Here is a 24,964-nt window from a genome sequence, read left to right as displayed (position 1 = left end):
CCGCTTGCACCCTCACCCGTCAAGCGCTATCTATCAGTTGATAGGCGGGCAGGATGACCAGCGAACCAACCATGCGTGACAGGATCGTGCAGGCCGCCGAACGGCGCGTGCGCGCATCCGGCTTTGCCGAGATGAGCTTTCGCGATGTCGCCACGGATGTGGGCGTCAAAAGCGCGAGCGTGCACTACCATTTCCCCACCAAGGCCGACCTTGGCGTGGCCATCGTCGCGAATTATGCCAAACGCTTCTCGCAGGCGTTGGACGGGATCGACACCTCTGACCCGATGACCGCCTTCGACGCCTATGCCGCGCTGTATGATGTGGCTCTGGTGGTCGATGAAGCCGTCTGTCTTTGCGCCATCATGGGCGCGGAATCCATCGGGTTGCCCCAGACGGTCAACGATCAGACCCGGGCCTTCTTTCAGATGAACCTGTCCTGGCTGGAGGGGCTGTTCCAGCGCCATACCGGAACGGCGCAAGCAAGCCTTGCTCGGCTGGTCGTCACGGCACTTGAGGGGGCGATCATCGTGGCGTCGAACGCACAGGACCGCAGCGTCCTTGCCGATGTCACGGCAGAGTTGCGTCAGATGGTTGCGTTGCGGATCAGGGGCTAAGGCCGCCAACAAGAGACGGTGCGACGTCGCGCAGGTAAGCCGCCAGCGCGGTCACATCTGACGCCGGCTCGGGAACGCCGCGCCACAGGCTTTGATAGCGGATGCGGACCGGGCTGCCGTCTGCCGCGCGTATTCTGGGCAGGCCATCGACCCCGCTGGCCAGCTTTGACCGCGGCAGGATCGCCGAGCCGATGCCAAGCTCAGCCCATTCCTGCAGCACGCTGTAACTCATTGCCTGGCCGGAATATTCCCGCAAGCTTAGCCGCAACTGGCCGAATAGCGCCCGAGTGGTGCGCGTCAGCCCGCAGGAATCGGGCACCATGACAAAGGTTTCGCCGGCGATGTCCTTCAGGCTGACATCCGGTTTCGGCTGATAGCGCGCCCGGGAATGGCGGCCCGGTACGAAGACAAGCGCCTCGTCATGGAAGAAGGCAGACTGGTGGTGGGCTGGGAGCGCGGCCAAAGGATCTGTGGGGCCAAGCACGAAATCCAGCTGGCCCTGATCCAGAAGGCGGACCATTTCCGACAAGTTCAGTTCCCGGAAGATGATCTCGACACCCGGGTTCGCGCGCCGGAAGGGTTCGATCGCGAGGTCAGCCAGCTTGACCCCGATCAGCGGCGACACACCAAGCCGGATCAGCCGCGCCGTCGGATTGGCAAGGCTTTTGGCCCGCGCGACCAGGGCCGCTTGTGCATTCAGAAGATCGCAGATGTCGGGCAGCAGTTGCTGGCCAACCTCGGTCAGCCGCACGGTCCGCGTCGTCCGCTGGAACAGCTTGTGGCCCAGATCCAGTTCAAGCTGAGCAATTCCGTTCGACAGGGTGGGCTGGGTCACATGGCACTGCTCGGCCGCCCGGACGAAGGAGCCGAGTTCGGCGAGGGCTTGTGCATATTTCAGTTGTTGCAGGTTCAGGGGCTGAGGCTCCGGTGTTCTTTTGATAGATATCTCCTATTAATGTGATTGCAAAATAGAATTTCCGCATCAGTGGCCTGATCAGTATCACCTTCTCAGGCACCCAACTCTGGGGCCCGACAGGAGAAGACCATGAAACTGCACACATCCCTGCGCTCGGTCGCCGTGGCCGCCGCACTTGCCCTTGGAGCAACGACCAGCATGTCCCACGCCGAAACCGCGTTCCTGGAAATCACCATCAAGGTTGCCCCCGAGAACCGCGCCGCGGCGGGCGCTGTCTACGAGAAGTACAAGCAGCCGTTCCTTGACGATGTGCCGGGCACCCTCTCGAAGGCGCTGCTGGTCCGGGACGAGGACGTTCAGGTCCTGCACGGCTTTGGCACCGTGGCCGATGCTCAGGCGTATCTGACCAGCGACATCTTCACCAACGACGTCGTGCGCGAACTTGGCCCGCTGATGCAGGGCGATCCGGAAATTCGGATCTATTCGGCGAATTGATCAACTGCTGGCCAGCGGCTTCTGATGGGGCCGCTGGCAGCTTTGAAGACGGGTGGGGTGTGGGCAAAGGCCGCCAGATCAGTTCGAGCGATCGTCCGCTGGGTCCTTGAGTAGCCGCAGGGAGCCACTTTCGAGCCTCTCAGGCGCGCAAGGATCAAAGCGGGAGAAGCTTTGGCCAACATTTTATCGGAAGGCGGCGCGGGCGATGCTACACCCCGCGTTTCCGGGCTTTCGGCCTGTCTACAAGGCCCTCAGGAACCGACGCGACCAGGCCAGATCATGTCGGACAACTGTTCCAGCAGTTTCATGCTGGGCTGATGCGCGGAAATGACAAAGCTTTGCGCGAGGATCTCGTCGGGGTGGAATATCTCCTCGGTCAGGTTGCGCCCTACCCGTTTCAGGTACTGCTTCTGCAGTGACTTGGAAGGGTGCACGCGCAAGCGACCGTCGGCACCGCGGCGCCAGCCAGTCGCGGCATCGTCGAGTTCGAGAAAGACCCACTGGAGTGTTGCGAAGAACACGCCACCCTCGTAAGGGCTGCTCGAGACCAGCACCGGCACCATCGGCACCTTGGCGGTACCCTTGGGCGGCACGAGGTCGATCGCGACGTTCAGGCGCGGCGCATCGGGGTTGGTGATCTTCAGTGCGGAGTAGGGCAGCCCGCAGGGCGCCAGGTCGTCTGGCATGGCCAGCGGAGCAGCCAGTTCCCGAAAGCCCAGCTTGGCGAAAAGCCGTGCGCGAACGGTTGGGTTGTTCTTTGACAAAATGTGGAACAACTCGTGGGTAAGGATACCGGCAAGATAGCCAGTGGACGTCGCCGGATGCAGATCGTCGCCTCCGGGTGGCGGCGTACGCAGCGAGGCGACCATGTTGGCGGGTAGCACGATGGTGTCGACATGGCGCGTATAGGCGGCGGACGCCTCTTCCCGGCCGGTGGTCTTCACCAGGTAGATAACCTGCGGAAGATCCATGTCGATCCCGGCGAAGACCGGCTTTAGGCCCCTAATAATTGCTTTGAGCCGGCCGATTTCGGTCGGATCCCAGTCGACGACCTGGGTGGTCAGAAAATCCAGATAGGTCGCCTCGTCGACGTCATGTCGAGCCTGGGGCAGGCCCACGCGCGCGCAGCGGTCAAACCGGCTTTGCTCCTGCGTGGCGACATCGGGCATGGACAGAAGTGTCCGACCGGTCTTCACCGAGGTTGCGACAAGACAGGTTTCCGTGCGCTCACCGAAGGCTACCCGCAGCGCGCCAAGCGGTGTGTCAATCATTTCGGGGGAGGTCCTGCTCATGCCGGTTCGGGCCTCTCGATCGGAAACGCGGCATCGACCCACTGTTGCCAGAGAACCGCGCCCTGCGCTGCCGCCGTCCGGCGCGCAGCGGTGGACAAAGCTGCGGCGGCCACCACATCGCCGCGGGCGCGTCTTACGATCGCGCAAGCAAGCAAGAGCGGCGCGCGGAACTGTTCCTCCCCGGTCGAGTCCATGAGGGAGAGATACTCTTCCACCAGCGCCTCGGCGGTATCGACCGAACCCTGCGCGACCAGGAAGGGCGCGATGACCGACGCAAAGAACGCCTGCCAGCAGGTGAATCCGGTCTGGCGCCACGCGGCGAAGCCCGCCTCCATCTGTGTGACCCCATCGGCAAGATCGCCGCGCCGGGCAACACTCCAGCCGTGGGCGAAGGTGGCCATCGCGACGAACTCCGGAAATCCCTGCGCGATCGAGAAATCACGCGCTTCGGCGCTGGCAGACGCGACGGTTTCCACGTCGCCCCGAAACAGTGCGGTGTTGAACCGTGCCAGCAGGGCAAAGCCGCGTTCGTGCGGAAACTTCAGGTATTCGGCCACGGCGATGGCGCCTTCGGCCAGCGTGCGACCTTCTTCAAAATCGCCCTGAACTGTGCGGGTAAGCCCCTGGTAGAAGTGGCTGAAAACCCCGAATTCCTTGATGAATTGGGCATAAAGCGCCCCGTGCCGGTCGGCGTCGTGGCGCGCGATGACGCGGCCCAGGCTTTGGACGGTCGCGGCATTGTCGCCGCGGTGAAAAGACACCATGCCCTGCAGCAGGTTCCCTGCCATGTGGGCCGCATCGGAAGGCGCGCGGCGGTCGATCTCGACGACGGTATCGGCCAGCCGCTCTGCCCGGTCGAGGTCGGCTACCGCCCAGGCGTGTTCAGCGGTGTAGAAGATCACCGGGATCATCTCGGCTTCCTGTTGCAGAAGCTCGACCAGTTCCATCGCCCGGGCCTGGCAGGCGCCGAAGGCGTCGCTGCCGGGACCCTGCGTCACCATCAGCGTGGGTCCACGCACGGCCAGAAGCTGAAGCTCCAGCCGGTCGCGGTTGGGGTCGGCGGGCAAGTCGGCCAGGCAGGCCAGTCCTGCGTCGAGATGGGCCAGCGCCTCGCCCGCGGCACCCTTGCCAGCCGCGGACAGGGCAGCGGACAGGAAGTGTGGCACAGCCTCGGCCGGGCGGCCGGCGCGGGCCAGGTGACTGGCCAGAAAGTGATCCTCGATCACACGGCCCAGCGACAGGACGCCGTCGACGATCGACTGATGCACAAGCCGGCGCAGGTCGGTGGTCATGTTGCCGTAGATCGCGTCGCGGATCAGTGCGTGGCTGAAGGTCACGCTGTCCGAGCCTTGCGTGCCGACGGACGGATGCGCAAGACGCTGCGCGAAAAGCGCCTCGGTCGCAGCCTTTGCCGCACCCTCACCCTGCCCGACGATATGTGCCACCAACCCCGGGTCGAAGCTGCGCCCAAGGGCAGAGCCGACACGGGCGAACGTCCGCTCCGGCTGGGTCAGCCGGTCAAGCCGCGTTTGAACCATCCCGCCCAGCGACAGCGGAATCCTGACCGAGCCGGGTCCCCGTGGTTCCGCGGTTCGCAGCATATCGGCGTATTCCAGCAGGAACAGGGGCACTCCCTCGCTCTTGCGAATCAGATCGTCGATCTCGCCGTCCTCGGCCGCGGCTGCGTCTCCTAGGGCCTGGAGCGCCAGCACCCGCGCCTCGCTCTCGTCCAGCGGGGTAAGTGTCATCAGGGTGGCTTCCGGCCAGCCGCTCCCGAAGGGTGGCTCGGGGCGCGTCGTCAGCACGATAAGACCGGGGTGAAGCCGAACGCGGTCGATAAGCATGTCGACGAACTGCGCAGAGGTCGGATCGATCCAGTGCACGTCCTCGATTACCACGAGAAACGCCCCGATGCCGGCGACCGATGCGAAGAGCTTGTTCGCCAGCAGCGTCAGCGCCCGGCCGCGCCGCAGCGGGATCGACTCGCTTGCGTCCAATGGCTGTTCGGCCCCCAGCGGGCTGAGCAGATCGAGAAGGATGTCGGTCTCGGCAGAGTCAGCGCCCCAGACCTGCGTGATCAGACGTTTGAGCTTTGCATGGCGTGCGGACTGGTCATCACCGCCCGCGGTGCCGGATAGCCATTCCAGGTAACGCCGCACCGGGTAAAGCGTTGTGCCTACGTGTTCGGGCGCACATTGCATCACGAAACTGGGCGCACCCGCTGCAGCTTCGCCCTGCAGAAAGGCCGACACCAGTCGCGACTTGCCGAACCCCGGCCCGGCAGAAAGGATCACGCTGCGCCCGCCGTCATTGCGTGCGGTCCGGAACAGGTGTGCCAGCTGCTGCAACTCGGCGGTACGGCCGATCAGCGGGCCACTGCGGTGACCGCGCAGCGCCTCGAACCGCGTGGCCAGCCCACTGCGGGTCCGCAAAGCCTGGTACACGCGCTGTGGCTTGCTGAAACCTGCCAGCTTGTGTTCGCCGAGGTCCCGCAACTGGAACATGCGTCCGACCAGGTGCATCGTCTCGTCGCAGATCAACACAGTGTTCGGTTCGGCCAACGCCTCAAGCCGGGCTGCACGGTTGATGCAGCCGCCCACGGCGCTGGTGCCGAACTGGTCGCCGTAGGCGCGCAGCATCACGGTGCCGGAGCTCAGCCCCAGCCGGGTCTCGATCACATAGTCGTCGCGGCCGGTGGACAATGCCCCGACAATATCAAGCGCGGCTTCCACCGCGCAGCAGGCATCGTCCTCCCCCGCGACAGGGAAGCCGAAGTAGCAAAGAATGCCGTCGCCCTGGTACTGTGCAATCACGCCGCCATGCGCGCGGACCGCATCCGTGCAAACGGCGTGGAAGTGGCGCAGAAGCGGAGCGTAGCCTTCCGGACCAAGGGCTTCCATCCGCGTGGTCGAGGAGACAATATCGACCATCAGCACGGTGACGCCGCGATGCTCTACGGAGCCGGCCTCCGTCGACAAGTCGACCGAGGCGGAGGCCGGCTGCAACGCGGCAGCACTTTGCGACTCAGTGGTGGACATGGAACCTGTCGAACGCGTACCCGGCTTTCGCGTTCCCGATGGCCGCACCCGAAGCGCCAAGCGCGAACATTGTGCTGAGGTCGTAGTCCAGCGCGTACCCGCCGATGTTGCCCGACTGTGGCACGTTGCCAGACCGGTTCTGGAACCACTCGGCCCATTTGGCCGAACCGGGCTCGAACATCGGAAACGCCGTGTCATCCGGCGGGAAGGTGCGGTTTGGAGATGGATAAAGATTGATGGTGAAGGGATATTCCGCAGTGCCGTGGCAGCTGAGGCAGGAGGAGGCGCGGAACCCTTCGGCGCCTGTGACGCGCTTCCCCGATGGCAGGATCACGTCGTGACGCACGGCGACGTCCATCGGCGCCGCCAGCCGCCCGCCCCAACCCAGCGTCTCGGGGAAGAAGGGCGGAGCGTCGGGGTTCACCCAGGTTTCCGTCAGATCGCCGCTTGCGGGGCGGCCGTCGGGCCGGATGGCTGAATCGGGATCGTTGCCCCACATCGCACCGGCGGGCACGAACCTGCCCCAAGGGGTGGCTGCCTTCGTCCCTGCATCGTAGACAAACGCCATGTAAACCCAGCCAGTTTCCGGCGCCGCCACGGGATCCTTGACCTTGATCGCCAGCTGCAACGGATAAATGGTCTGGACCACGTTCACCAGCGGCTGCGACGGATCGGACTCGTGCGCCTTCTGCGCTTCCGTCGTGGGGCGGAACACCTGCCACTCGGCGGCGCCATTCAGCACCGAATGCCATTCATCCAGTTGTACGGTAGCGGCTTCGGCCTTGACCACGATCGATCCGGCAGGGAAGTCGAGCTTTCCAAGATCGGGTTCATAAACGTCGGCCCAAACCTCGTTCAGCATGCTCGCAGCAAGCGCATCATAGTAGATCACGCCATAGTTCTGCATCCATTGCGTCGTCGGCCTGTAGGGAAGCGACCAGCTGTCGGATGGCACGATCTGCCCGCCGTAGGTGTTCATGATAGCCTCGCGTCCTGACGTCGGATCACCGCTATCGCCCGCACCCAGCCAGACCATGTCGTACCAGCCCGCGGCGCGGGCGTCCCATTCCTGCGGCGTGTCGATCAGCGCATGCATCGACGGCGTCAGATAGACCTTCAGCGCATTCATGTAGTCCAGCGCCGTGTCTTGCGTCAGCTTCCCGGTCACCACGCCGCCGCCCGGCATCCAGTGATTGGCCGGAGGAGCGTCGGGATAGTCGAGGTTGGCAATGTTGAATGGCCCGGAATAGGCCCCGGGATCGGGGTAGAACCCGTTGTTCGACGCCAAGGGGTCGGCCCCAACCGCCGAGGCGCCAACCAGGCTTAGGCACAGAAGCCCCGTCCCGGTGAAACTGGCCGTCTTCGATATGCCGCGGAATTCATTGCAACCCATAAATCGCTCCCGAAACAATCGCACGAAAATATGAACATTGAATGTGAGCGTGACAGATCGCGCCAGCCAGTCAAGAGCCTTGCGGGTGGGTGGTTTGTACCTCGTGTGAAGACCGACAGTCTCTTCGAGCCTCGAGAAGGGCGTCAAGGATGACAGGACGTGTTGGCCTCGGCTACCACATAAAGCCTTATAGACTGGCGCACATGCCTGCGGGTTTTCGCGGATCCGGGATCGCGGGCCGCCAGATGGGCGGGCGGGGACGGCCCTGATTCCGGATAGAGATCTTGCAGAACTTAGCCGCGGTCGGAAAAGGGGCTGTCGTAAAAGGTGCGGGGCGCGATCAGTTCGGGCTCGACCATCTTCAACACCAGGTCCAGCACGTTCTCGTCGATCATCCGGTAGGCCTCCTGGATCAATCCGTGAGCATCCTGACGCACCATGTGGACCGGAAACTGCAGGTAGGCGGCGAAGGGGTCATAGTCGTAGCAGCCGATGACGCAGGCGCGCAGATCGTCGAGCGGCAGCCTGGACAGGTGGTTCAGGACACCTTCAAGGACAGTCACAGAATTCACGAAGACACCGGCGGGCAGCCCCCCCAGCCGGTCGCAAAGCGCCGCGATTTCGCGCAGGGCGCTGCGCGGGGCATAGCCGCAGGCGATGATCTGTTCGTCGAGAGGCGGCAACCCCGCCTCAGTCAGCACCGCGCGGAAGGCTGCGATCCGTTGCGCCGAGGCATAGTCGGTCGCATCGCCTCCGATCAGGTAGATCCTGTCGCGGGGCGTCGCACCCGTCACCGGACGGTCGGCGAGAAGGCGCCGGGTCAGATCAGCGGCGCCCTTGGCGTTGTCGGAGACGACGGAGGGCGCGCCCTTCCCCGGCAGGTCAACGAAGATGTGCCGCAGGTTCGCGGCCCGGCACATCGCAGTCACGGCATCGGGGTCCGTCGCGCCGGCGATGAAGAGATAGTCCACGGCATAGGAAATCAGCGTCTCGACGATCCGGAGTTCCTCGGCAGGCTCCCGCATCGACGAGGCGATCACTGGCACCAGCCCCCTGTCGCGGGCTGCCGCCTCGAAGCTTTGCGACATTGACGAAAAGAAGCGGTTGTCGTGCAGCGGGATGACCATGCCTACCAGGCCGGACCTGGCCTTGCGCAACCCCCGAGCCTGCATGTTGGTCGAATAGCCCTCGGCCGCGGCGATGCGACGGATGGCTTCGACCGTCGCCTCCGAGATCCGGCGCGTGCGCCAGCTTTCGCCCAAGGCGGCAGAGACCGTCGACGGCGACGCGCCGGACAGCCTGGCAATGTCGTAGATGGTAGCCTTGCGGGTAAGCTTTCGCATCTTGATCCGGACTGCGAAGAATCTTCTTGACGAGTCTAGGCCTAGGGCTGCTCAATGCGCAATATCGATTGTGCAGATGATCGACTTCGGGAGGAGAGACCAGCCCCGCGGCAGGGACCATACGTATCCTTGACGTCAAGGCGGGCTGCACAATCGATGTAGCAAATAACTGGCGGCCCTTTCACGGGCCAAATGGGAGGACGGCAAATGAAGAGAAGGACATTTGGCGCGTTGATGGCAGGCGTGGCTTTTGCCGCCACCCTGGCGACCGGCGCATTGGCCCAGGACAAGCCCACGATGGGCGTCGTCGTGAAGATCGGCGGCATCCCGTGGTTCAACGCGATGGAGATGGGCATCAAGGAGAAAGGCGCCGAACTTGGCATGGACGCCGAGATGATCGGCCCGACCAGCGCCGACCCTGCACTGCAGGTGCGCGCCATCGAGGACCTGATCGCCAAGGGTGTCGACGTCATCGGCGTAGTGCCCAATGACGAGGCGGCGCTGGAGCCGGTTCTGGAAAAGGCCCGGGCCGCAGGGATCAAGGTGGTCAGCCACGAAGGCCCCGGCATCAACAACGTCGACTGGAACTTCGAGATGGCCTCGGCCAAGGGCTTCGGTGAAACCCACGCCGAACTGCTGGCGCAGAAGATGGGCGGCAAAGGCGAATATGCGGTCTATGTCGGCTCGTTGACGGTGCCGCTTCACAATGCCTGGGCCGACTTCGCGATCGCCTATCTGGGCGAGAAATATCCCGAGATGAAGCTGATCGGCGAACGCTATGGCGTGGCCGAGAATGTGGATGACAGCCGCAAGACCGCTTTGGACCTGATGGCAGCGAACCCCGACCTCAGGGGCTTCCTGGCCTTCGGCAGCCAGGGTCCGATCGGCGCGGGTCGCGCAATCGAGGAGCGCCGCTCGGTGGGGACTGTCCATGTCATCGGACCGTTCTCGCCCGGGCAGGGACGCGAGTTGGTGAAGTCGGGCGCGATCTCCGGAGGGTTCATGTGGAACCCGGCCGAAGCGGGCCGTGTCTTCGTGACGATGGGCAAGATGCTGATGGACGGCACCGAAATCGCGGAAGGGACCGAGATTCCGGGCCTTGGCAAGGTGTCCCCGGACGCCGCGGGCAAGGACATCATCACCGACAACCTGATTGCGATCAATTCCGACACGGTGGACGGATTGGCAGACCTCGGTCTGTGATCCGCACGCAACCAGTCCGGGGCCGCCGGATCGCGCGGCCCCGGAACCTTTGAATGGAAGCCGGAATGGACCAGTATCAGACCGCACTCATGGAACTGGGCGGGGTGTTTGCACGTCTGGACGACGCAGACGTGGATGCGCTGGTCGAACGGCTGGCCATGGCCCGGCGGATCGTCGTCTTCGGTGGCGGGCGTGAAAAGCTGCAGATCATGGGCTTTGCGATGCGCCTGTTCCACATGGGGCTGGATGCTGCCGTGGAAGGCGACATGACCACTCCCGCGGTCGGGCCGGGAGACGTGTTTCTGGTGACTTGCGGGCCCGGCCATATCTCGACCGCGGAGGCGCTGATGGGCGTCGCCAAGTCTGCGGGTGCAGAGGTGCTGTTCATCACCGCCCAGCCAACGGGGCGATGTGCGCCGCTTGCCGATCTGATCCTGCACCTGCCCGCCCAGACGATGGCGGATGACCTTGGGGACAGGAAGACCTCGGTCCTGCCGATGGGCAGCCTGTTCGAGGGCGCGCTTTTCGTGCTGTTTGAGGTGATGGTCCTGAAACTGAAGTCCCGGCTTCAGATCTCGTCCGACGCGATGCGCGCGAACCACACCAACCTGGAATGACGATGCCTGCCGATGCCCCGCCTGTCGATGCTCTGCGCTTTTCCGGCATCGCCAAGATCTTTGGCGGCGTGAAGGCGCTTGATGACGTGTCGTTCACGGTCGGCGCGGGCGAGGTGCATTGCCTCGCCGGGGAAAATGGCTGCGGGAAGTCGACCCTGATCAAGATCGTGACCGGCGTGTACCAGCCCGAGCCAGGTGCCCGAATGCAGATCTTCGGCCAGGACTACGCGCAGATATCACCCACCCAGGCCCGCAAGGCCGGGATCGCCGTCATCTGGCAGGACCTTGCGCTGTTCGCCGAGATGACGGTCGCGGAAAACATCGCTTTCGAGACGATGCTGGGCAACCGGCCGCGCGGAGTGTCGTATTCCCGGCTGCGAACGGCGGCGGCGTCGGCACTGGCGCGGCTGGACGTCGACCTTGACCTTGATGCGCGGCTTGGCGACCTGCCCATCGCCCAGCGCCAGATCGTGGCGATTGCCCGGGCGCTGGTCAGCGATGCCCGGTTGATCTTCATGGACGAACCCACGGCCAGCCTGACCCAGTCGGAAACCGATGCCCTTTTGTCCGTTGTGCGCACCCTGTCCGCGCGCGGCGTGGCGGTGGTCTTCGTCAGTCACCGCCTTGCCGAGGTGCTGGAAATCTCGTCCCGCGTGACGGTGCTGCGTGATGGCAAGCTCGTGGGCGTGTACCCGACCGAAGGCATGACCCAATCGCGCCTGACCGAGCTGATGACGGGCTCCAGCTTTGCACAGGACGTGATGGCCCGCGATCCGACCGGCTCTGACGTGTTGCGGGTCGATGATCTGAGCCGCGCCGGGGAATACGAGGGCGTCTCCTTCACCTTGCGCGGTGGGGAGGTTCTGGGGCTGACCGGCCTGATCGGTGCCGGGCGGACCGAGCTTTGCCACACGCTGTTCGGCATGACGCCGGCCGACCGAGGCCGCATCAGCCTGAATGGCCGGGAGCTGAATTTGTCCTCGAACCGCGATGCCGTGGCCGAGGGGATTGCCTATGTATCCGAGGATCGGCTGGCGCTGGGTCTGATCCAGCCGCAGTCGATCTCTGACAACACCGTGCTGGCGGTGCTGAGACGGATCACCGGCGGGGTCGGACTGCTGTCAGGCCAGAAGCAGGAAGCGACCGTCGCCCACTGGATGGCGGAACTGGCGGTGAAGATCGGCAAGCCCGCCGATGCGGTCAGCACCCTGTCGGGCGGCAACCAGCAGCGCGTGGTGCTGGCGAAGTGGCTCGCGACCCAGCCGAAGGTGCTGCTGCTGGACTGCCCGACCGTCGGCGTCGACGTGGGTGCACGTGCGGGCATCTTCCGCATCGTGCGGCAACTGGCGGAGAAGGGCCTGGCGATCCTGCTGGTCAGCGACGAAGTGCCCGAGGTCTACATGAACGCAGACCGCGTCCTGCATATGGCCGGTGGCCGGATCGTGGCCGAGTGGGATCCGCGGCGGACCGGGCTGTCCGAGATGGAGGCCGCCGTCTATGCATAGGTTCCTGCGCGCCTATCCGACCGAATCCAAGCTTTTGGCGGTGCTGCTTATCCTCTGCGCCGGGCTGTCCATCGCGTCGCCCGATTTCCTGACACTGGTGAATTTCACCAGCCTGCTCAACAACAACGCGGTGAACGTCATTTGGGCCGTGGGGCTTCTGGTGGTGCTGATCGCGGGGGGGATCGACATTTCCTTCGCGGTCGCGGCCAGCGTGGTGCAATATCTGTGCGTCTATGCGCTGGTGGCCATCGGCGGCGGCAACTGGGCCATCGGTTTTTTGTTTGCGGGCGGTTTCGGCCTGGCGCTCGGGCTGATCAATGCTTTCCTGATCCACCAGTTCCGCATCATCTCGATCGTCGTCACGATCAGTACCTTCAATGCCTTCTTCGGCCTGTTGATGTTCTTCTCCTCGGGCCGGTTCCTGTACAATCTGCCGTCCTGGTGGTCGAACCGCGTCATCCTGTGGGAATACCAGACCGCCAACGGCACCTGGGCCGAGCTGATCCTGCCCGTCCTTGTGATGGCCATCTGCATGGCGGCCACCTGGATCCTGATCCGGCGCACCACGACCGGGCGGCAGCTTTATGCTTTCGGCGACAACCCCGAAGGCGCGCGGCGGGCGGGCATCCCCATCGGGCTGATGCAGGCCATTGCCTTCGGCTGGTGCGGGATGATGGCCGGCATCGGCGGGTTGATGCAGGCGCACATCACCAAGGAAGTCATTCCCAACGCTCTGGTCGGCCGCGAGCTTGAGGTGCTTGCCGCAGTCGTCCTGGGCGGAGCGCGGCTGGGTGGCGGGCGCGGTTCGGTCCTGGGCTGCTTTCTGGGTGTCCTGCTTGTCGCGATCACCCAGAACGGGCTGAACCTGCTGGGTGTATCGCCCTACGCTTTCAAGATGGTGGTCGGGATCATCATCCTTCTGGCCATTTCCACCTCTAACCTGGACCCCGCCAAGTGGTTCGCGAAAGGGGGAAAGGTGTGACCGACCTTTACCGCCGTATCTCAACCGCCTTCGGGCCTGAGGTTCCGGGCCTGCTGGGCTTTCTGGCGCTGGTCCTGGTCGTATTCGGGGTTTTCGCGCCGAACTTCCTGACCGGGGCCAACTTCGGCTCCATCGCGTTCCAGTTGCCGGAACTGGGCTTGCTGACGCTGGCCATGCTGATGCCCATCATCTCGGGCGGGTTCAACCTCGCGGTCATCTACACCGCGAACATGGCCGGACTGACGCTGGCCTTTGTCCTGAACCAGTACGGAGGCGTCGATGCGGGCCTGTGGCCCTTCGTCATCGGCGTGGTTCTTGCCATCGGCGTCGGGGCCCTGTCCGGCGCGGTCATGGGGGCGGTCATCGCCTACGTCGGCGCCCATCCGATCCTGGTGTCACTGGCGATGATGATCTTCCTGCGCGGCCTCGGCGAGTTTCTGACGAAAGGTGGCGACATCTCGGGCTTTCCGCCCTGGATGGCGACGTTGGGCCACGGCACGCTGCTTGGCATTCCGGTGCCGCTGATCCTGTTCCTGATCTGCGCGGTCCTGTGGCACATCCTGCTGACCCACACCCGCCACGGATTTTCCGTCCGGATGATCGGTTCGAACATCCGCGCCGCCGCTTATTCAGGCGTGCATACCAAGCGCACGCTGATCCTGATCTACACCCTCTCGGGCGTAATGTGCGCGATTGCCGGCATCCTGATGCTGAGCCGCTTCAACTCGGTCCGGGTCGGGCATGGAGAGGCGCTGCTTCTGGTCACGGTGCTGGCCTGCTTTCTGGGCGGCGTCGATCCCTTCGGCGGCTTCGGCCGCGTGCTGCCGGTGGTGATCGCGCTGATCGTGCTGCAGGTCCTGTCCTCGGGGCTGAACCTTCTGGGTGCAAACCAGCACCTCTCTACCGCCGTCTGGGGCCTGTTCCTGGTCGGCGTCATGGTCTTGCGCTGGGGTGCCGCGCGAATAAACGAACGAAGACGCAAAGGGAGTTGAGGATGGAAGGTTTTGGCGTACACACCAGCATGTGGACGATGCACTGGGACCGTGCGGGTGCCGAGAAGACCATTCCGGCCGCTGCGGCCTACAAGATGGATTTCATCGAGATCGCGCTGCTGAACACGGCCATCGTCGATGCCGCCCACACGCGCGCATTGCTGGAAAAGCACAACATGCGGGCTGTCTGCTCGCTGGGCCTGCCACAGCAGAACTGGGCCTCGGTCAACCCCGACGGGGCCATTGAGCAGCTGTGCCGCAGCTTGGACAAGGCCGCCGAAATGGGGGCCGAGGCGCTGTCGGGCGTCACCTATGGCGGCATCGGGGAGCGCACCGGGTTGCCGCCGACGATGGCGGAGTACGACAACATCGCCAAAGCCCTGGCGGCCGCGGCGAAACATGCGAAGAAGCTGGGGATTGCCTTCGGGATCGAGCCGGTGAACCGCTACGAGAACCACCTGATCAACACCGGCTGGCAGGCGAAGTGGATGATCGAGAAGGTTGGTGCCGACAACATCTTCATCCACCTCGACACCTACCACATGAACATCGAGGAAAAGGGCGCGGGCAACGGTATCCTCGATGCGCGGGACCATCTGCGCTACATCCACCTTTCGGAATCCGACCGTGGCACGCCCGGCGAAGGCACCTGCGACTGGGACGAAGTCTATGCGACGCTCGCGGCCATCGGCTTCAAGGGGGGGCTGGCGATGGAAAGCTTCATCAACATGCCGCCCGAGGTGGGCTACGGTCTTGCCGTGTGGCGACCGGTGGCCGAGAATTTCGAGGCCGTCATGGACAAGGGCCTGCCGTTCCTGCGCAACAAGGCCCGACAGTACCGGCTGATCTGAGGGGGTCATGGACGTCGAAAAGGACGGGGCCAGCGTCGCGGTTCTGGATGTCGGCAAGTCCAACATCAAGCTGTCGGCCTGCACGGCAGACGGCCATGTCTGCGAAACGCTCACGCTGCCCAACGCCGTCCTGCCTGGTCCGCCCTGGCGCCACCATGACCTTGCCGGCCAGAACCGTTTCGTGCTGGAAGGCCTTGCCGCGCTGGCGCAGCGCCATCCGTTGCAGCGTTTTGTCGCTTCGGGCCACGGCTCGGGCGGGATGCTGGTCGGCGATGATCCCGATGCAGACGGCACCGGACTTGTGCTGCCGATGGTGGACTACGAGCAGCCCCTGCCCCACGAGATCGACGCGGCCTATGCGCCGCAGTCGGGCGGCTTCTTCGACCGCGGCTCTGCTGTCATGATGGCGGCGACGCATACGGCGCGACAGATGTTCTGGGCGGAGACGGTGGAGCCGCAACGGTTCGCGCAGGCGCGCTGGTGTCTTGGCATCCCGCAATACTGGGCCTGGCGGCTGACGGGGCGTGCGGTAAGCGAGGCATCCATTCTGGGGGCGCAATCCCATCTGTGGAACGTCAAGGACCGCACCTGGGCCCACATCGTTCGCGCGCGGGGCTGGGACCGTCTGATGCCGCCCTTCGCCCGGGCTGCGGACGACCTTGGTCCCCTTCGCCCCGACCTCGCCAAACGCCACGGCCTGCCGCCCCTTCGCATCCACGCCGGGGCGCATGACAGCTCGGTCAGTTTCTTCCGCTACCAGGCCGCGGGGCTCAAGGACTTCGTCCTGGTGTCGACCGGCACCTGGATTGTCTGCTTTGCCGACCGGATGGACCTGTCCCGCTTGGTCGAAAACCGCGGGATGACCTGCAACGCCGACATGGAAGGCGCTCCCTTGGGCGGCGTGCTGACAATGGGCGGCCGGGAGTACGCTGCGGTGGCGGGTGATCAGCCCGAAGGCGCTGAAGCAGCGACCGACGACATTGCACGGCTTATCGCGCAAGGCACGATGGCCTTGCCCACCTTTGGCACCAATGACGGCCAGTTCCCCGGCAGCGCCGGCAAGGGGCGCATTCTTGGGCCGCTGCCCGCAAGCTCGGCCGAGCGTCATGCCCTGGCGGTTCTTTACTGCGCTTTGCTTGCCGTCACCTGCGGAGCGATGCTTGACGCAGACCGCCCCTGGGTTCTGGACGGCAGTTTCCTGCGTGATCCGGCCTTTGCCGGGCTTGTCGCCGCCCTTCGACCCGGCCGGATCACCAGCACTGCACCGGAAAGCTATGGCATCGCATCAGGTGCCGCCCTTTTGTGCCGACCGCCCGCCACGGTGCCGCTTGAACTGACCCGTGCCGCGCCACTTAACCTGGCCGGCCTTACCGATTACGCCGCGCGGTGGCGCGCCCTTGCAGGAGTACCGACATGACCCCCGAGGAACACAAGCTCCGGCAGGAGATGGTGGAAACCTGCCGCGCCATGGATGCGAGGGGGATCAACCAGGGCACGGCCGGGAACCTTTCGCTTCGCTACGGTGCCGGCTTCCTGATCACCCCGTCCTCGATGCCCTATGACATCATGCAGGCCGAGGATATCGTCGAGATGGGATGGGACGGCACCTATGTCGGGCGACGGCCCAGCTCGGAATGGCGGTTTCATCGGGACATCCTGAAGACCCGGACCGACATGAACGTGGTCCTGCACTGCCATTCGCTTTACGCCACCTCTGTTGCCTGCCACCACCGGACGATCCCGGCCTTCCACTATATGGTCGGTGTCATGGGTGGAACGACACTGCGCTGCGCCCGCTATGCCACCTATGGCACCCAAGGCCTGTCGGATGCAGCGATCGAGGCTCTGGAGGGGCGCAAGGCCTGCCTTCTGGGCCAGCACGGCCAGATCGCGCTTGGCAAGACGCTGGACGCTGCCTTGTGGATGGCGATCGAGGTCGAGACATTGGCCCGGATGTACCAGCAGGCTCTGGTGCTGGGTGAACCGCCGGTCCTGCCGGACGACGAGATGGAGCGGGTCATCGCGCAGATGACGCGGATGTCTTACGGGCTGGGCCCGGAAGAAGAGGGTACGAACGACGTGGCCCGCAAGCGCGACTGACCGCTCGCTGCGCCGACATGCGGGCGGATGGGGTGCCGAACAGGGGCTGTCAGCACCGACCGATGCAACGCGCGAGGCGCTTGCTGCCGGCCCTCAGCCCGGGTTTGGGTCGGGATCAGATCGTCCGTGGCGATATTTCCGAATTGAGTCCGGGGTTTCGTGCAAGGTAGGTTCGGCGGACCACGGTTCCAGCGTGGCAGGGGGCAAACGGATGGACGGGACAGGTCTGGCGGGTCGTGTCGCAGTGGTAACCGGAGGAGCACAGGGCATCGGGCTTGCCGTGGCAGAGCGGCTGACGAAGGCGGGGGCCCGGGTGGCGATCTGGGACATGGACGGCGATCTGGCAGAGCGTTCCGCGACGGTGTTAAACGGGCGGGCCTTTGCGGTGGACGTCGCCGATACTGCGGCGGTGGCCCGCACCGCGGCCGCGACGGAAGCCGCAATGGGTCCGGTCGGGGTGCTGGTCACCTCGGCCGGGATCGCAGGATCGAACGGGCCAGTCGTGTCCTATGACCCGACAGAGTGGCGGCAGATCCTCGAAATCAATCTGACTGGCACCTTCAACTGCTGCCGCTCGATCCTGCCGCAGATGCAAGCACAGGGCTATGGCCGCATCGTCACCGTCGCCTCGATCGCCGGAAAGGAAGGCAACCCGAACGCGGCGGCTTACTCAGCCTCCAAGGCCGGGGTGATCGCGTTGACGAAGTCCCTGGGCAAAGAGCATGCGGCCGAGAACATCGCCGTCAACTGCGTGACCCCGGCTGCCGCGCGGACGCGGATCTTCGACCAGATGCTGCAGACGCATATCGACTACATGCTCGCGAAAATCCCTCGCGGGCGGTTTCTGGAGGTCGAAGAAGCCGCGGCCATGATCGGCTGGCTTTGCTCGGAAGAAAACAGCTTCACGACCGGCGCGGTCTTCGACTTGTCCGGCGGGCGAGCGACCTATTGATCTTTGGCCGACCGCATCTGTGCGGCGGTTGCTGTAGGCGTTGTCGACCATCGAGCTGCAACGATCCTTCGTCTGCCCGAATCGGGTGGGTGCGCCTGGGCCGGGAGATTCTCAGTACGTGTTCTTCGCCCGCTGGCCGTTCATGATTGATCCAGGACCGCGTGACAGAAGCCCGACGCGACCGGGCCTCAGATGCTCGCCAAATGCCCGCGAATCCAGCGTCTCCGCCAGTTGAGGCCCACAAATCGGTCAAACCGCCTGCTTACCCGCGACCGGCGGTGGATTTGGGCCCGTCTGTGGCCAAATCCCGGCCAGATGAAGATGAACCGAAGATGAACGGCAGGTTCGCCGCAGATTAAACATAGTTGGGGCAAGCTGACTTCAAGATGAGTCGTAACCCGCCGGCAAGAGCGAGCGACCAGTGTGAATCTGTGGGGGATTACAATGCTGCGTTCGACCACCGAGGAAAATCGCCTGTACCTGACTGCCGACCTGCGTGCCTTAGATGGCAAACCGCTTCAGAAACGCCAAATTTCCTCGGGCAGCATATTCCCCGCGGGTCTGAAGCGGTTCCCTCCGGTCGAGGATGTCGTCGTCGCCCTCGATCGTATTGCCTCCCGGGCGTTCGCCGCCTGAGGTTCCCTGTTCTCCGTTGCGAAGGGGAAGGCCATCCGGGTTCCGGGTGGCCTTTCTTCTTTGGTGCGCTCCCCATTCACCGCTGAGGCCAGGAGACGGTCCCAAAGCAAAAACGGCCGGCCCAAGGCCGGCCGTTTGCAGTCTGTTTGGCGGGATCAGAGGCCGAGCAGCTTCCTGACCGCAGCCTCGACCTCAGGGGTCACGTCCTTGTTCGCGGCGGCTTCCAGCAGCGAAGTCTCCAGTTCAGGCTGGTCCTCGATCTTCTGGGTCAGCTCGTCGATTGCGGCGTTCACCGCTACATAGGCGACGGCATTGTCATACTCGTCCTGAAGCTCTGCTTCTGCCGCTTCGGCCTCTGTCTGAGTGGCGCGTGCGGCCAGAAGATCGGCCTCAAGTGTGGCGATCTCTGCGTCGGTCAAGTCGGGGTTCGCAAGCTGGGTTTCCAGTTCCGTAACCTTGCCCGCTGCGGTGTCAGCTTCTTCGACTGCGAAGTCGAGGTCGGTCTTGATCAGGTCCACCGCGCGCGACGGCTTGTCCAGTGCAAGAAGCTCGGCTTCCTTCAGCGCGAGTTCATCTGCCAAGGCCTCCCCGGCAAGGACCGCGTCACGGTACTGCGCGATGCGACCGACGCGCGAATTCGGCGATGCGTTGGCCAGAGCATTCGGGTTGGCATGAGCGGCGTTCAGGGCGCCCAGCTCGGACGGATGAACGCCCAGCTCTTCCGCAAGGTCCTTCTTCTTCGGCTTGGCCTTGGCCTTGGCTTTGGTCTTCGTCTTCTGGGTCTTCGCGGTGTCTCCGCCGGATTTCTTCTCTGACTTGCCGGCCTTGTCCTTGCCACCAGCCTTGTCGGAATTGCCACCGCCGTTGCCGTTGCCGCCGCCGTTACCGTTGCCGCCGCCGTTTCCGCCGCCGTTGTCATTACCAGACTTGGCGAAGGCCGCATCCGGCATGGAAATAGCCGTGACGATCGCGGCCGAACCCAGTAGGGCGACCGAAAGCGAGCAGGCTTTCAGGAACAGGAGTGACGTCTTCTTCATCTGGTAACCTCTGGTTCATGGGTGCGACCTGCGCCTCGTAATATGCCTGGAAGGCAAACGAGTCGCAGGTCCATGAGTGCACTAGACACGAAATGCGTTTAACTCGGAGCGAACCAACTGTTCATCTTCAGTTCATTTCAGTTCTGCTAAATCAGGGTCATGAGAATGGGACGCACCATAGTTCTTCTGTCGATGCTCGCCGTGGCGAGTCCAAGCTTTGCGGCCACCGTGCGCGAGCTGGACGCGGCCGAATTGCGCCAGGCGGCACGGTCGGGAGACATGATCAGCCTTAAGCGCGTCATCGAATCAGTGGCCAAGTCCACGGGGGGCGAGCCGATTGAAGCCCGTGCCTTCGAGATCGAGGATGTCTTCTACCGGATCGTTCTCAAGAAGCCGAACGGCACGGTCATCAGCATCATCATCAATGCCCGCACCGGGGAACAGGTCGGCAAGAACTCGGCGCTTGGCCGCGAACTGGCTGCTGCCGCAGAAGGCGGCAAAGGCAACAAAGGCTCCAAGGGCAAGAGCGAGACAGCCGGATCCAATGGCAAGACCGGAGGCAACTCTGGTGGAAACAGCGGTGGCGGCAACAGTGGTGGCGGCAACAGTGGCGGCGGCGGCGGAAGCAGTGGCGGCGGCGGTAGTGGCGGCGGCGGCGGCGGCGGCGGCGGGAAGAACTAATCTTCGCCTTAATTGTTGCCAAATCCGGGTGTAATCCCTGACCTCATGAGAATTCTGCTGGCTGAAGACGAAGTGGTCCTGTGCGACCAGATCAAACGGCTCCTCGCCGCCGAGGGGCGCATTGTCGATGTCGCCCACGACGGCCAGGAAGCCGGGTTCCTGGGCTCGACCGAACCTTATGACATGATCATCCTGGACATCGGCCTGCCGATCCGGGACGGCATTTCGATCCTGAAGGAATGGCGAGCGGGGGGCGTGACAACCCCGGTGCTGATCTTGACCGCCCGCGACGGCTGGTCCGATCGGGTCGACGGGCTGGATGCCGGTGCAGACGACTACCTTACCAAGCCATTCCATCTGCCAGAACTCGCGGCCCGTGTGCGCGCCGCACTTCGTCGCAGCTCAGGGCGCACCAATCCGTTGTTCGAACGTGATGGCGTGATTTTCGATACCCGCCATGGTCGAGCCACGGTGGATGGCGTGCCGGTCGACCTGACCTCGCAGGAAGTCGCGGTGCTGACCTACCTGATCCACAATTCGGGGCGCCTGATTTCGCGCACCGAATTGTCCGAGCACATCTACGAATATGACGGCGATCGCGATTCCAACACCATTGCCGTCTTCATCAACCGGCTGCGAAAGAAGCTTGGACCGGACCTGATCCAGACCATGCGCGGCCGTGGATACATGATCGACGCTCCCTGATGCTGTCGCTCCGCAAGCGGGCCTGGATCAGTGGCGGCATTGCGGCGCTGGTTTCGCTGACCGTCGGCACCTTCCTGCTTTACTCGTTTCTGAACCAGCGGGTCCTGCAACGGTTCGACACCGCCCTTGTCGATCGCCACACCCAGATCGTCGTCGCGCTGAGTTCGGTGTCCGACGACCCCGGCCAGCTTGGCGATTTGCTGTTCGATCCCGCCTATCAGACGCCTTTCTCGGGTCGCTACTGGCAGGTCACCGCACCGGACGGACTGATCTTCACATCGGCCTCCCTTCTGGATGCCACGCTGCCCGAACTGGCCAAGGCGGGATCGACCCTGCGGATCACCGACGCCGCAAATCCCGATGTGGAGGATGTCCGGCTGGCCCGGCAGTTGATCACGCTGGAGGATGGCAGCAGCTGGACCGTGGCGGTCGCCGAAACGCTGGCCGAGTTGAACGCGGAACGGCGCGAAACGCGGCAAAGCCTGGTCTTAGCCTTTGCGTTGGTCGCGGTCATCGGCATGGCTAGCGTGCTCTTCCAGACGGCGACGATCATTGGCCCGCTCAACCGGCTGCGCCGTGATGTTGCACAACGCTGGGATCAGGACGAGGAACTGAGCGAGGCCGATTATCCCGAAGAGGTCGCCCCACTCGTCGCCGACATCAACGGGCTTTTGACGCGCAACCGCGAGATAATCAGCCGCTCGCGTCGGCAGGCGGCAGACCTCGCCCATGCCCTGAAGACACCAAGTGCGATCCTGCGAAACGAGTTGAGCGTGCTTGCGGAAGGCTCGCACGACATGGACAAGGCGCTTGAGGCGCTGGACCGCGTCGACGCACAGCTCGGCCGCTCTCTGGCGCGGCTGCGGGCGTCCAGTTCGGGCGAGACGACCCAGCTGCGCACCGATCTTAGCCATTCCATCGACCGCTTCGCGCGGATGTTCGGAATGATGGCCAAGCGCGAGGGCAAGGCCTTTGATGCCACCAGCGATCCCGGCCTGACCATCCGCGTGGACGCCCAGGACATCGAGGAGGTTCTGGGCAACCTTCTGGATAATGCGCTGAAATGGTCGCGGTCGGCGATGTCCCTTACGGCGCAGGCCAAGTCTGGCGGCATCGAGATCGTGATCGAGGATGACGGCCCCGGGATTCCGGCGGTCGACCGGGCCGAGGCGATGCGGTCCGGTTCGCGACTGGATACCTCGAAGCCTGGAACCGGACTTGGCCTCGCGATTGCGGGCGATCTGCTGCAGGCCTATGGCGCGACGCTTGTTCTGGAAGACAGCGCAAGGCTGGGCGGACTTGCCGTGCGGATCACCCTGCCACCCGAGCGCGTGCGTCCTGCGAAAGAGCGTCCGAAAGCCTAGTCCGTCCTACGACGGGGGCAGGATCAGCAAGGCACGAAAATCATTCACGTTTGTCAAGGTCGGCCCGGTCACGACCTGACTGCGGATCCGCGCGAAGTAGGTGTGGGCATCATTGCGAGCCAGTGCTTTGGCCGCGTGCGGACCACGGGTCAGTGTGTCCGGGCCCAGAAGCGCACCGGCAACTTCGGCAGCTCCGTCGACGCCATCGGTGTCACAGGCCAGCGCATGGATCTGGGGATGGGCGTCCAGCGCAATGGCAAGGGCCAGGCAGAACTCCGCGTTCGGGCCCCCTACCCCGTCGCCGGTCCGGGTGACCGTCAATTCCCCCCCGGACAGCAGAAGGATCGGTCGATCTCCTGGTCCCATGCCCGCAGCAAGGCTGGTCGCCATCGCGGCCTGTTCGCGGGCCACATCGCGTGCCTCGCCCTCGATCCGGTCACCAAGAGTGCGGACCTCGCAGTGATCTTTTGCCAGATCGGCCGCCGCCGCCAGGGATTGGGCGGGGGCCGCGAAAATGACGTTGGTGGTCTGCGAAAGGCGTGGGTCGTCCGGTCGCACGACGCCAGAGCGGGCCAGCACCGCGTCCGGAACCGCGATGGACCAGCGCTGAAGGATGGCGCGGGCATCCTCGGCGCTGGTGGCGTCACCCACGGTGGGACCCGAGCCGATGAAGGCCGGATCATCGCCGGGCACATCCGAAATGATCAGTGCCAGAAGTTTCGCCGGGTAGGTCGCCGCGGCAAGCTGGCCGCCCTTCACGCGAGAAAGATGCTTGCGCACGGTATTCATCGCCAGGATCGGTGCACCCGAGACCAGAAGTGCGGCGTTGACCTGTTGCTTCTCGGCCAGCGTCATTCCCGTAGCAGGGGCACAGAGCAGCGCGGAGGCTCCGCCAGAAATGAGCGCAAGGACGGTATCCTCCGGTGTCAGGCCGTGGACAAGGCGCAGCATCCGGGCTGTCGCATCCACCCCGGCCTGGTCAGGCACGGGATGTGCTGCTTCGACGATCTCGATGCCCCGGCAAGGTCGGCCATAGCCGTAACGCGTGATGACCAGCCCCTCGCAAGGGCCCCAGGCGGCCTCGACCGCTTCGGCCATGCGCGCCGAGGCCTTCCCGGCCCCTATGACAAGCAGGCGGCCCTTGGGCTTTTCGGGCAGGAAGCCCGCCAAGGACCGCATGGGGTCTGCGACCTCGACCGCGCGGTCAAAGAGCTGGCGGAGGAAAAGTTGGGGGTCTTGAATCATCAGCCGGTGCTCGATGCGCGGGGGATCAGTGTGACAGGTGTAACAGTTTCAGGCGGAGGTCGATGGTCGTTTTCCAGCCAGTCCAGCACCGTTTCCGCCATCTGTCGCCCGAAGCCCGCGATGTCGCAGCGGACCGAGGACAGGGCCGGAAAGACCTGTGCGCAGTCTTCGATGTCGTCGAAGCCCACGATTTTCAGCGCGGCACCGACCGGTCGACCAAGTTCGGTGCAGCCGGTGAGAAGGCCAAGCGCGGTGAGATCGTTGAAGCACAGGACCGCATCGACGGCGGGATGTTCCTGGATCAACCACCGTGCTGCCTCGCGCCCGAAAGCCCGGCCTGGACGACCGGGGAGGTGAAGGGGCTCCAGTCCGCGCGCGGCGAGGGTCGCGAGGTAGCCGGACATGCGCAGCTGTGTGACCGGTCGGCCTTCCAGCCCCCCGACGAAGGCGATCCGGGTCGCGCCCTGGGCCAGAAGGTGTTCCGTGGCGAGGCGACTGCCGGTGGGATAATCCGGCGCCGCAAAGGGAACGCGGGCCGTGTCGACGACCTGGCGCAAAACCTGCAGCGCCGGAACGTTCGCCCGCGTGATCGCGTCGAAGGCACCGTCGTCCCCGTACGCCGGCGAGACGATGAGGGCCGAGACGCCATGTTCCAGCATGGCTCCCACGACCTGCGCCTGCAGGGTCGGATCCTCATCCGTGTTGCCAAGCACCGTCGCATAGCCGCGGGCGGAAAGGGCCATTTGCAGCGAGGTGGCGAATTCGGTGAAGAAGGGGTTCCTGAGGTCGTTGATGACGACGCCGATCAGGCCTGCGTTGGCTGAACGCAGGTTCGCGGCAGCCCGATTGTAGACGTAGCCCAGCTCTGCCATCGCGCGGCGGACTTCCTCGCGGGTTTCCTGTTTCACCAGCGGACTTTGCTGCAGGACCAGACTGACGGTGGACTTGGACACCCCGGCCAAAGTCGCCACGTCGATGATCGTTGGCCGTTTGTCCATGACAC

Annotated in this window: 23 protein-coding genes; 15 read left to right on the top strand and 8 right to left on the bottom strand. The window is 64.3% G+C overall.

What is annotated here, in order from left to right; genetic code table 11:
• Positions 1 to 53 precede the first annotated feature (53 nt).
• The gene (locus Q0C42_RS10965) at positions 54 to 614 is read left to right on the top strand and encodes a TetR/AcrR family transcriptional regulator (protein WP_295075242.1); all 561 of its coding nucleotides are present in this window, start codon (positions 54 to 56) and stop codon (positions 612 to 614) included.
• On the opposite strand, the gene Q0C42_RS10960 is transcribed toward Q0C42_RS10965, so the two are convergent.
• Positions 604 to 1,512, bottom strand: a complete 909-nt coding sequence (locus Q0C42_RS10960; RefSeq protein ID WP_295075340.1) for a LysR family transcriptional regulator — start codon at positions 1,510 to 1,512, stop codon at positions 604 to 606. The genes Q0C42_RS10965 and Q0C42_RS10960 overlap by 11 nt on opposite strands.
• A gap of 147 nt (positions 1,513 to 1,659) precedes the next feature.
• On the opposite strand from Q0C42_RS10960, the gene Q0C42_RS10955 reads away from it, so the two are divergent.
• Positions 1,660 to 2,025, top strand: coding sequence for a hypothetical protein (locus tag Q0C42_RS10955; RefSeq protein ID WP_295075239.1), 366 nt, complete (start codon positions 1,660 to 1,662; stop codon positions 2,023 to 2,025).
• Positions 2,026 to 2,276: 251 nt separating this feature from the next.
• Here Q0C42_RS10955 and Q0C42_RS10950 read toward each other — a convergent pair whose 3' ends face one another.
• The 4 genes from Q0C42_RS10950 to Q0C42_RS10935 form a co-directional block, all read right to left on the bottom strand.
• Positions 2,277 to 3,296, bottom strand: coding sequence for a hypothetical protein (locus Q0C42_RS10950; protein WP_295075236.1), 1,020 nt, complete (start codon positions 3,294 to 3,296; stop codon positions 2,277 to 2,279).
• 17 nt (positions 3,297 to 3,313) lie between these two features.
• The gene (locus Q0C42_RS10945) at positions 3,314 to 6,355 is read right to left on the bottom strand and encodes an AAA family ATPase (RefSeq protein WP_295075233.1); all 3,042 of its coding nucleotides are present in this window, start codon (positions 6,353 to 6,355) and stop codon (positions 3,314 to 3,316) included.
• Entirely contained in the window at positions 6,342 to 7,748 is a 1,407-nt protein-coding gene (locus Q0C42_RS10940; RefSeq protein ID WP_295075230.1) for a hypothetical protein, read from the bottom strand. Before Q0C42_RS10940 ends, Q0C42_RS10945 begins: the two co-directional genes overlap by 14 nt.
• Before the next feature lie 293 nt (positions 7,749 to 8,041).
• Positions 8,042 to 9,091, bottom strand: coding sequence for a LacI family DNA-binding transcriptional regulator (locus tag Q0C42_RS10935; protein WP_295075227.1), 1,050 nt, complete (start codon positions 9,089 to 9,091; stop codon positions 8,042 to 8,044).
• Positions 9,092 to 9,298: 207 nt separating this feature from the next.
• Between Q0C42_RS10935 and Q0C42_RS10930 the strand changes: the two genes are divergently transcribed.
• From Q0C42_RS10930 to Q0C42_RS10885, 10 genes are all read left to right on the top strand, one after another.
• The gene (locus Q0C42_RS10930) at positions 9,299 to 10,294 is read left to right on the top strand and encodes a substrate-binding domain-containing protein (RefSeq protein WP_295075224.1); all 996 of its coding nucleotides are present in this window, start codon (positions 9,299 to 9,301) and stop codon (positions 10,292 to 10,294) included.
• Positions 10,295 to 10,359: 65 nt separating this feature from the next.
• Positions 10,360 to 10,911: an SIS domain-containing protein gene (locus Q0C42_RS10925; RefSeq protein WP_295075221.1), complete on the top strand. Its 552-nt coding sequence runs from the start codon at positions 10,360 to 10,362 to the stop codon at positions 10,909 to 10,911.
• 2 nt (positions 10,912 to 10,913) lie between these two features.
• Positions 10,914 to 12,416 carry a sugar ABC transporter ATP-binding protein gene (locus Q0C42_RS10920; protein WP_295075218.1) on the top strand — a complete coding sequence of 501 codons (1,503 nt, stop codon included), beginning with the start codon at positions 10,914 to 10,916 and terminating at the stop codon, positions 12,414 to 12,416.
• Positions 12,409 to 13,398: an ABC transporter permease gene (locus Q0C42_RS10915; protein ID WP_295075215.1), complete on the top strand. Its 990-nt coding sequence runs from the start codon at positions 12,409 to 12,411 to the stop codon at positions 13,396 to 13,398. The genes Q0C42_RS10920 and Q0C42_RS10915 overlap by 8 nt, the downstream gene beginning before the upstream one ends.
• Entirely contained in the window at positions 13,395 to 14,390 is a 996-nt protein-coding gene (locus Q0C42_RS10910; RefSeq protein ID WP_295075212.1) for an ABC transporter permease, read from the top strand. Before Q0C42_RS10915 ends, Q0C42_RS10910 begins: the two co-directional genes overlap by 4 nt.
• 2 nt (positions 14,391 to 14,392) lie before the next feature.
• Positions 14,393 to 15,241, top strand: coding sequence for a sugar phosphate isomerase/epimerase (locus tag Q0C42_RS10905; protein WP_295075209.1), 849 nt, complete (start codon positions 14,393 to 14,395; stop codon positions 15,239 to 15,241).
• A gap of 7 nt (positions 15,242 to 15,248) precedes the next feature.
• On the top strand, positions 15,249 to 16,658 hold the full coding sequence (locus tag Q0C42_RS10900) for an FGGY family carbohydrate kinase (protein WP_295075206.1): 1,410 nt from the start codon (positions 15,249 to 15,251) through the stop codon (positions 16,656 to 16,658).
• Positions 16,655 to 17,341, top strand: a complete 687-nt coding sequence (locus Q0C42_RS10895; RefSeq protein ID WP_295075203.1) for a class II aldolase/adducin family protein — start codon at positions 16,655 to 16,657, stop codon at positions 17,339 to 17,341. The genes Q0C42_RS10900 and Q0C42_RS10895 overlap by 4 nt, the downstream gene beginning before the upstream one ends.
• Before the next feature lie 211 nt (positions 17,342 to 17,552).
• Entirely contained in the window at positions 17,553 to 18,293 is a 741-nt protein-coding gene (locus tag Q0C42_RS10890; protein ID WP_295075199.1) for an SDR family NAD(P)-dependent oxidoreductase, read from the top strand.
• 444 nt (positions 18,294 to 18,737) lie between these two features.
• On the top strand, positions 18,738 to 18,929 hold the full coding sequence (locus tag Q0C42_RS10885) for a hypothetical protein (protein ID WP_295075197.1): 192 nt from the start codon (positions 18,738 to 18,740) through the stop codon (positions 18,927 to 18,929).
• Positions 18,930 to 19,084: 155 nt separating this feature from the next.
• Here the strand turns inward: Q0C42_RS10885 and Q0C42_RS10880 are convergent, their stop codons facing one another.
• Entirely contained in the window at positions 19,085 to 19,966 is an 882-nt protein-coding gene (locus Q0C42_RS10880) for a hypothetical protein (RefSeq protein WP_295075194.1), read from the bottom strand.
• Positions 19,967 to 20,194: 228 nt separating this feature from the next.
• Here Q0C42_RS10880 and Q0C42_RS10875 point away from each other — a divergent pair, with 228 nt between their 5' ends.
• The 3 genes from Q0C42_RS10875 to Q0C42_RS10865 are packed head-to-tail and all read left to right on the top strand — an operon-like array spanning position 20,195 to position 22,716.
• Positions 20,195 to 20,647, top strand: coding sequence for a hypothetical protein (locus Q0C42_RS10875; protein ID WP_295075193.1), 453 nt, complete (start codon positions 20,195 to 20,197; stop codon positions 20,645 to 20,647).
• Between the two features lie 45 nt (positions 20,648 to 20,692).
• Complete coding sequence (locus Q0C42_RS10870; protein ID WP_295075190.1) at positions 20,693 to 21,352, top strand: response regulator transcription factor; 660 nt, start codon at positions 20,693 to 20,695, stop codon at positions 21,350 to 21,352.
• Positions 21,352 to 22,716 (top strand): HAMP domain-containing sensor histidine kinase, encoded by a 1,365-nt coding sequence (locus tag Q0C42_RS10865; protein WP_295075187.1) that lies wholly within the window; start codon positions 21,352 to 21,354, stop codon positions 22,714 to 22,716. The genes Q0C42_RS10870 and Q0C42_RS10865 overlap by 1 nt, the downstream gene beginning before the upstream one ends.
• Positions 22,717 to 22,722: 6 nt before the next feature.
• On the opposite strand, the gene Q0C42_RS10860 is transcribed toward Q0C42_RS10865, so the two are convergent.
• Complete coding sequence (locus Q0C42_RS10860) at positions 22,723 to 23,961, bottom strand: glycerate kinase (protein ID WP_295075184.1); 1,239 nt, start codon at positions 23,959 to 23,961, stop codon at positions 22,723 to 22,725.
• Positions 23,961 to 24,959: a LacI family DNA-binding transcriptional regulator gene (locus tag Q0C42_RS10855; protein WP_295075181.1), complete on the bottom strand. Its 999-nt coding sequence runs from the start codon at positions 24,957 to 24,959 to the stop codon at positions 23,961 to 23,963. Before Q0C42_RS10855 ends, Q0C42_RS10860 begins: the two co-directional genes overlap by 1 nt.
• Positions 24,960 to 24,964 lie beyond the last annotated feature (5 nt).

It is taken from the genome of Tabrizicola sp., from assembly GCF_022842145.1.
Taxonomy (GTDB): Bacteria; Pseudomonadota; Alphaproteobacteria; order Rhodobacterales; family Rhodobacteraceae; genus Tabrizicola.
This window is presented reverse-complemented; position numbering and strand designations above follow the sequence as displayed.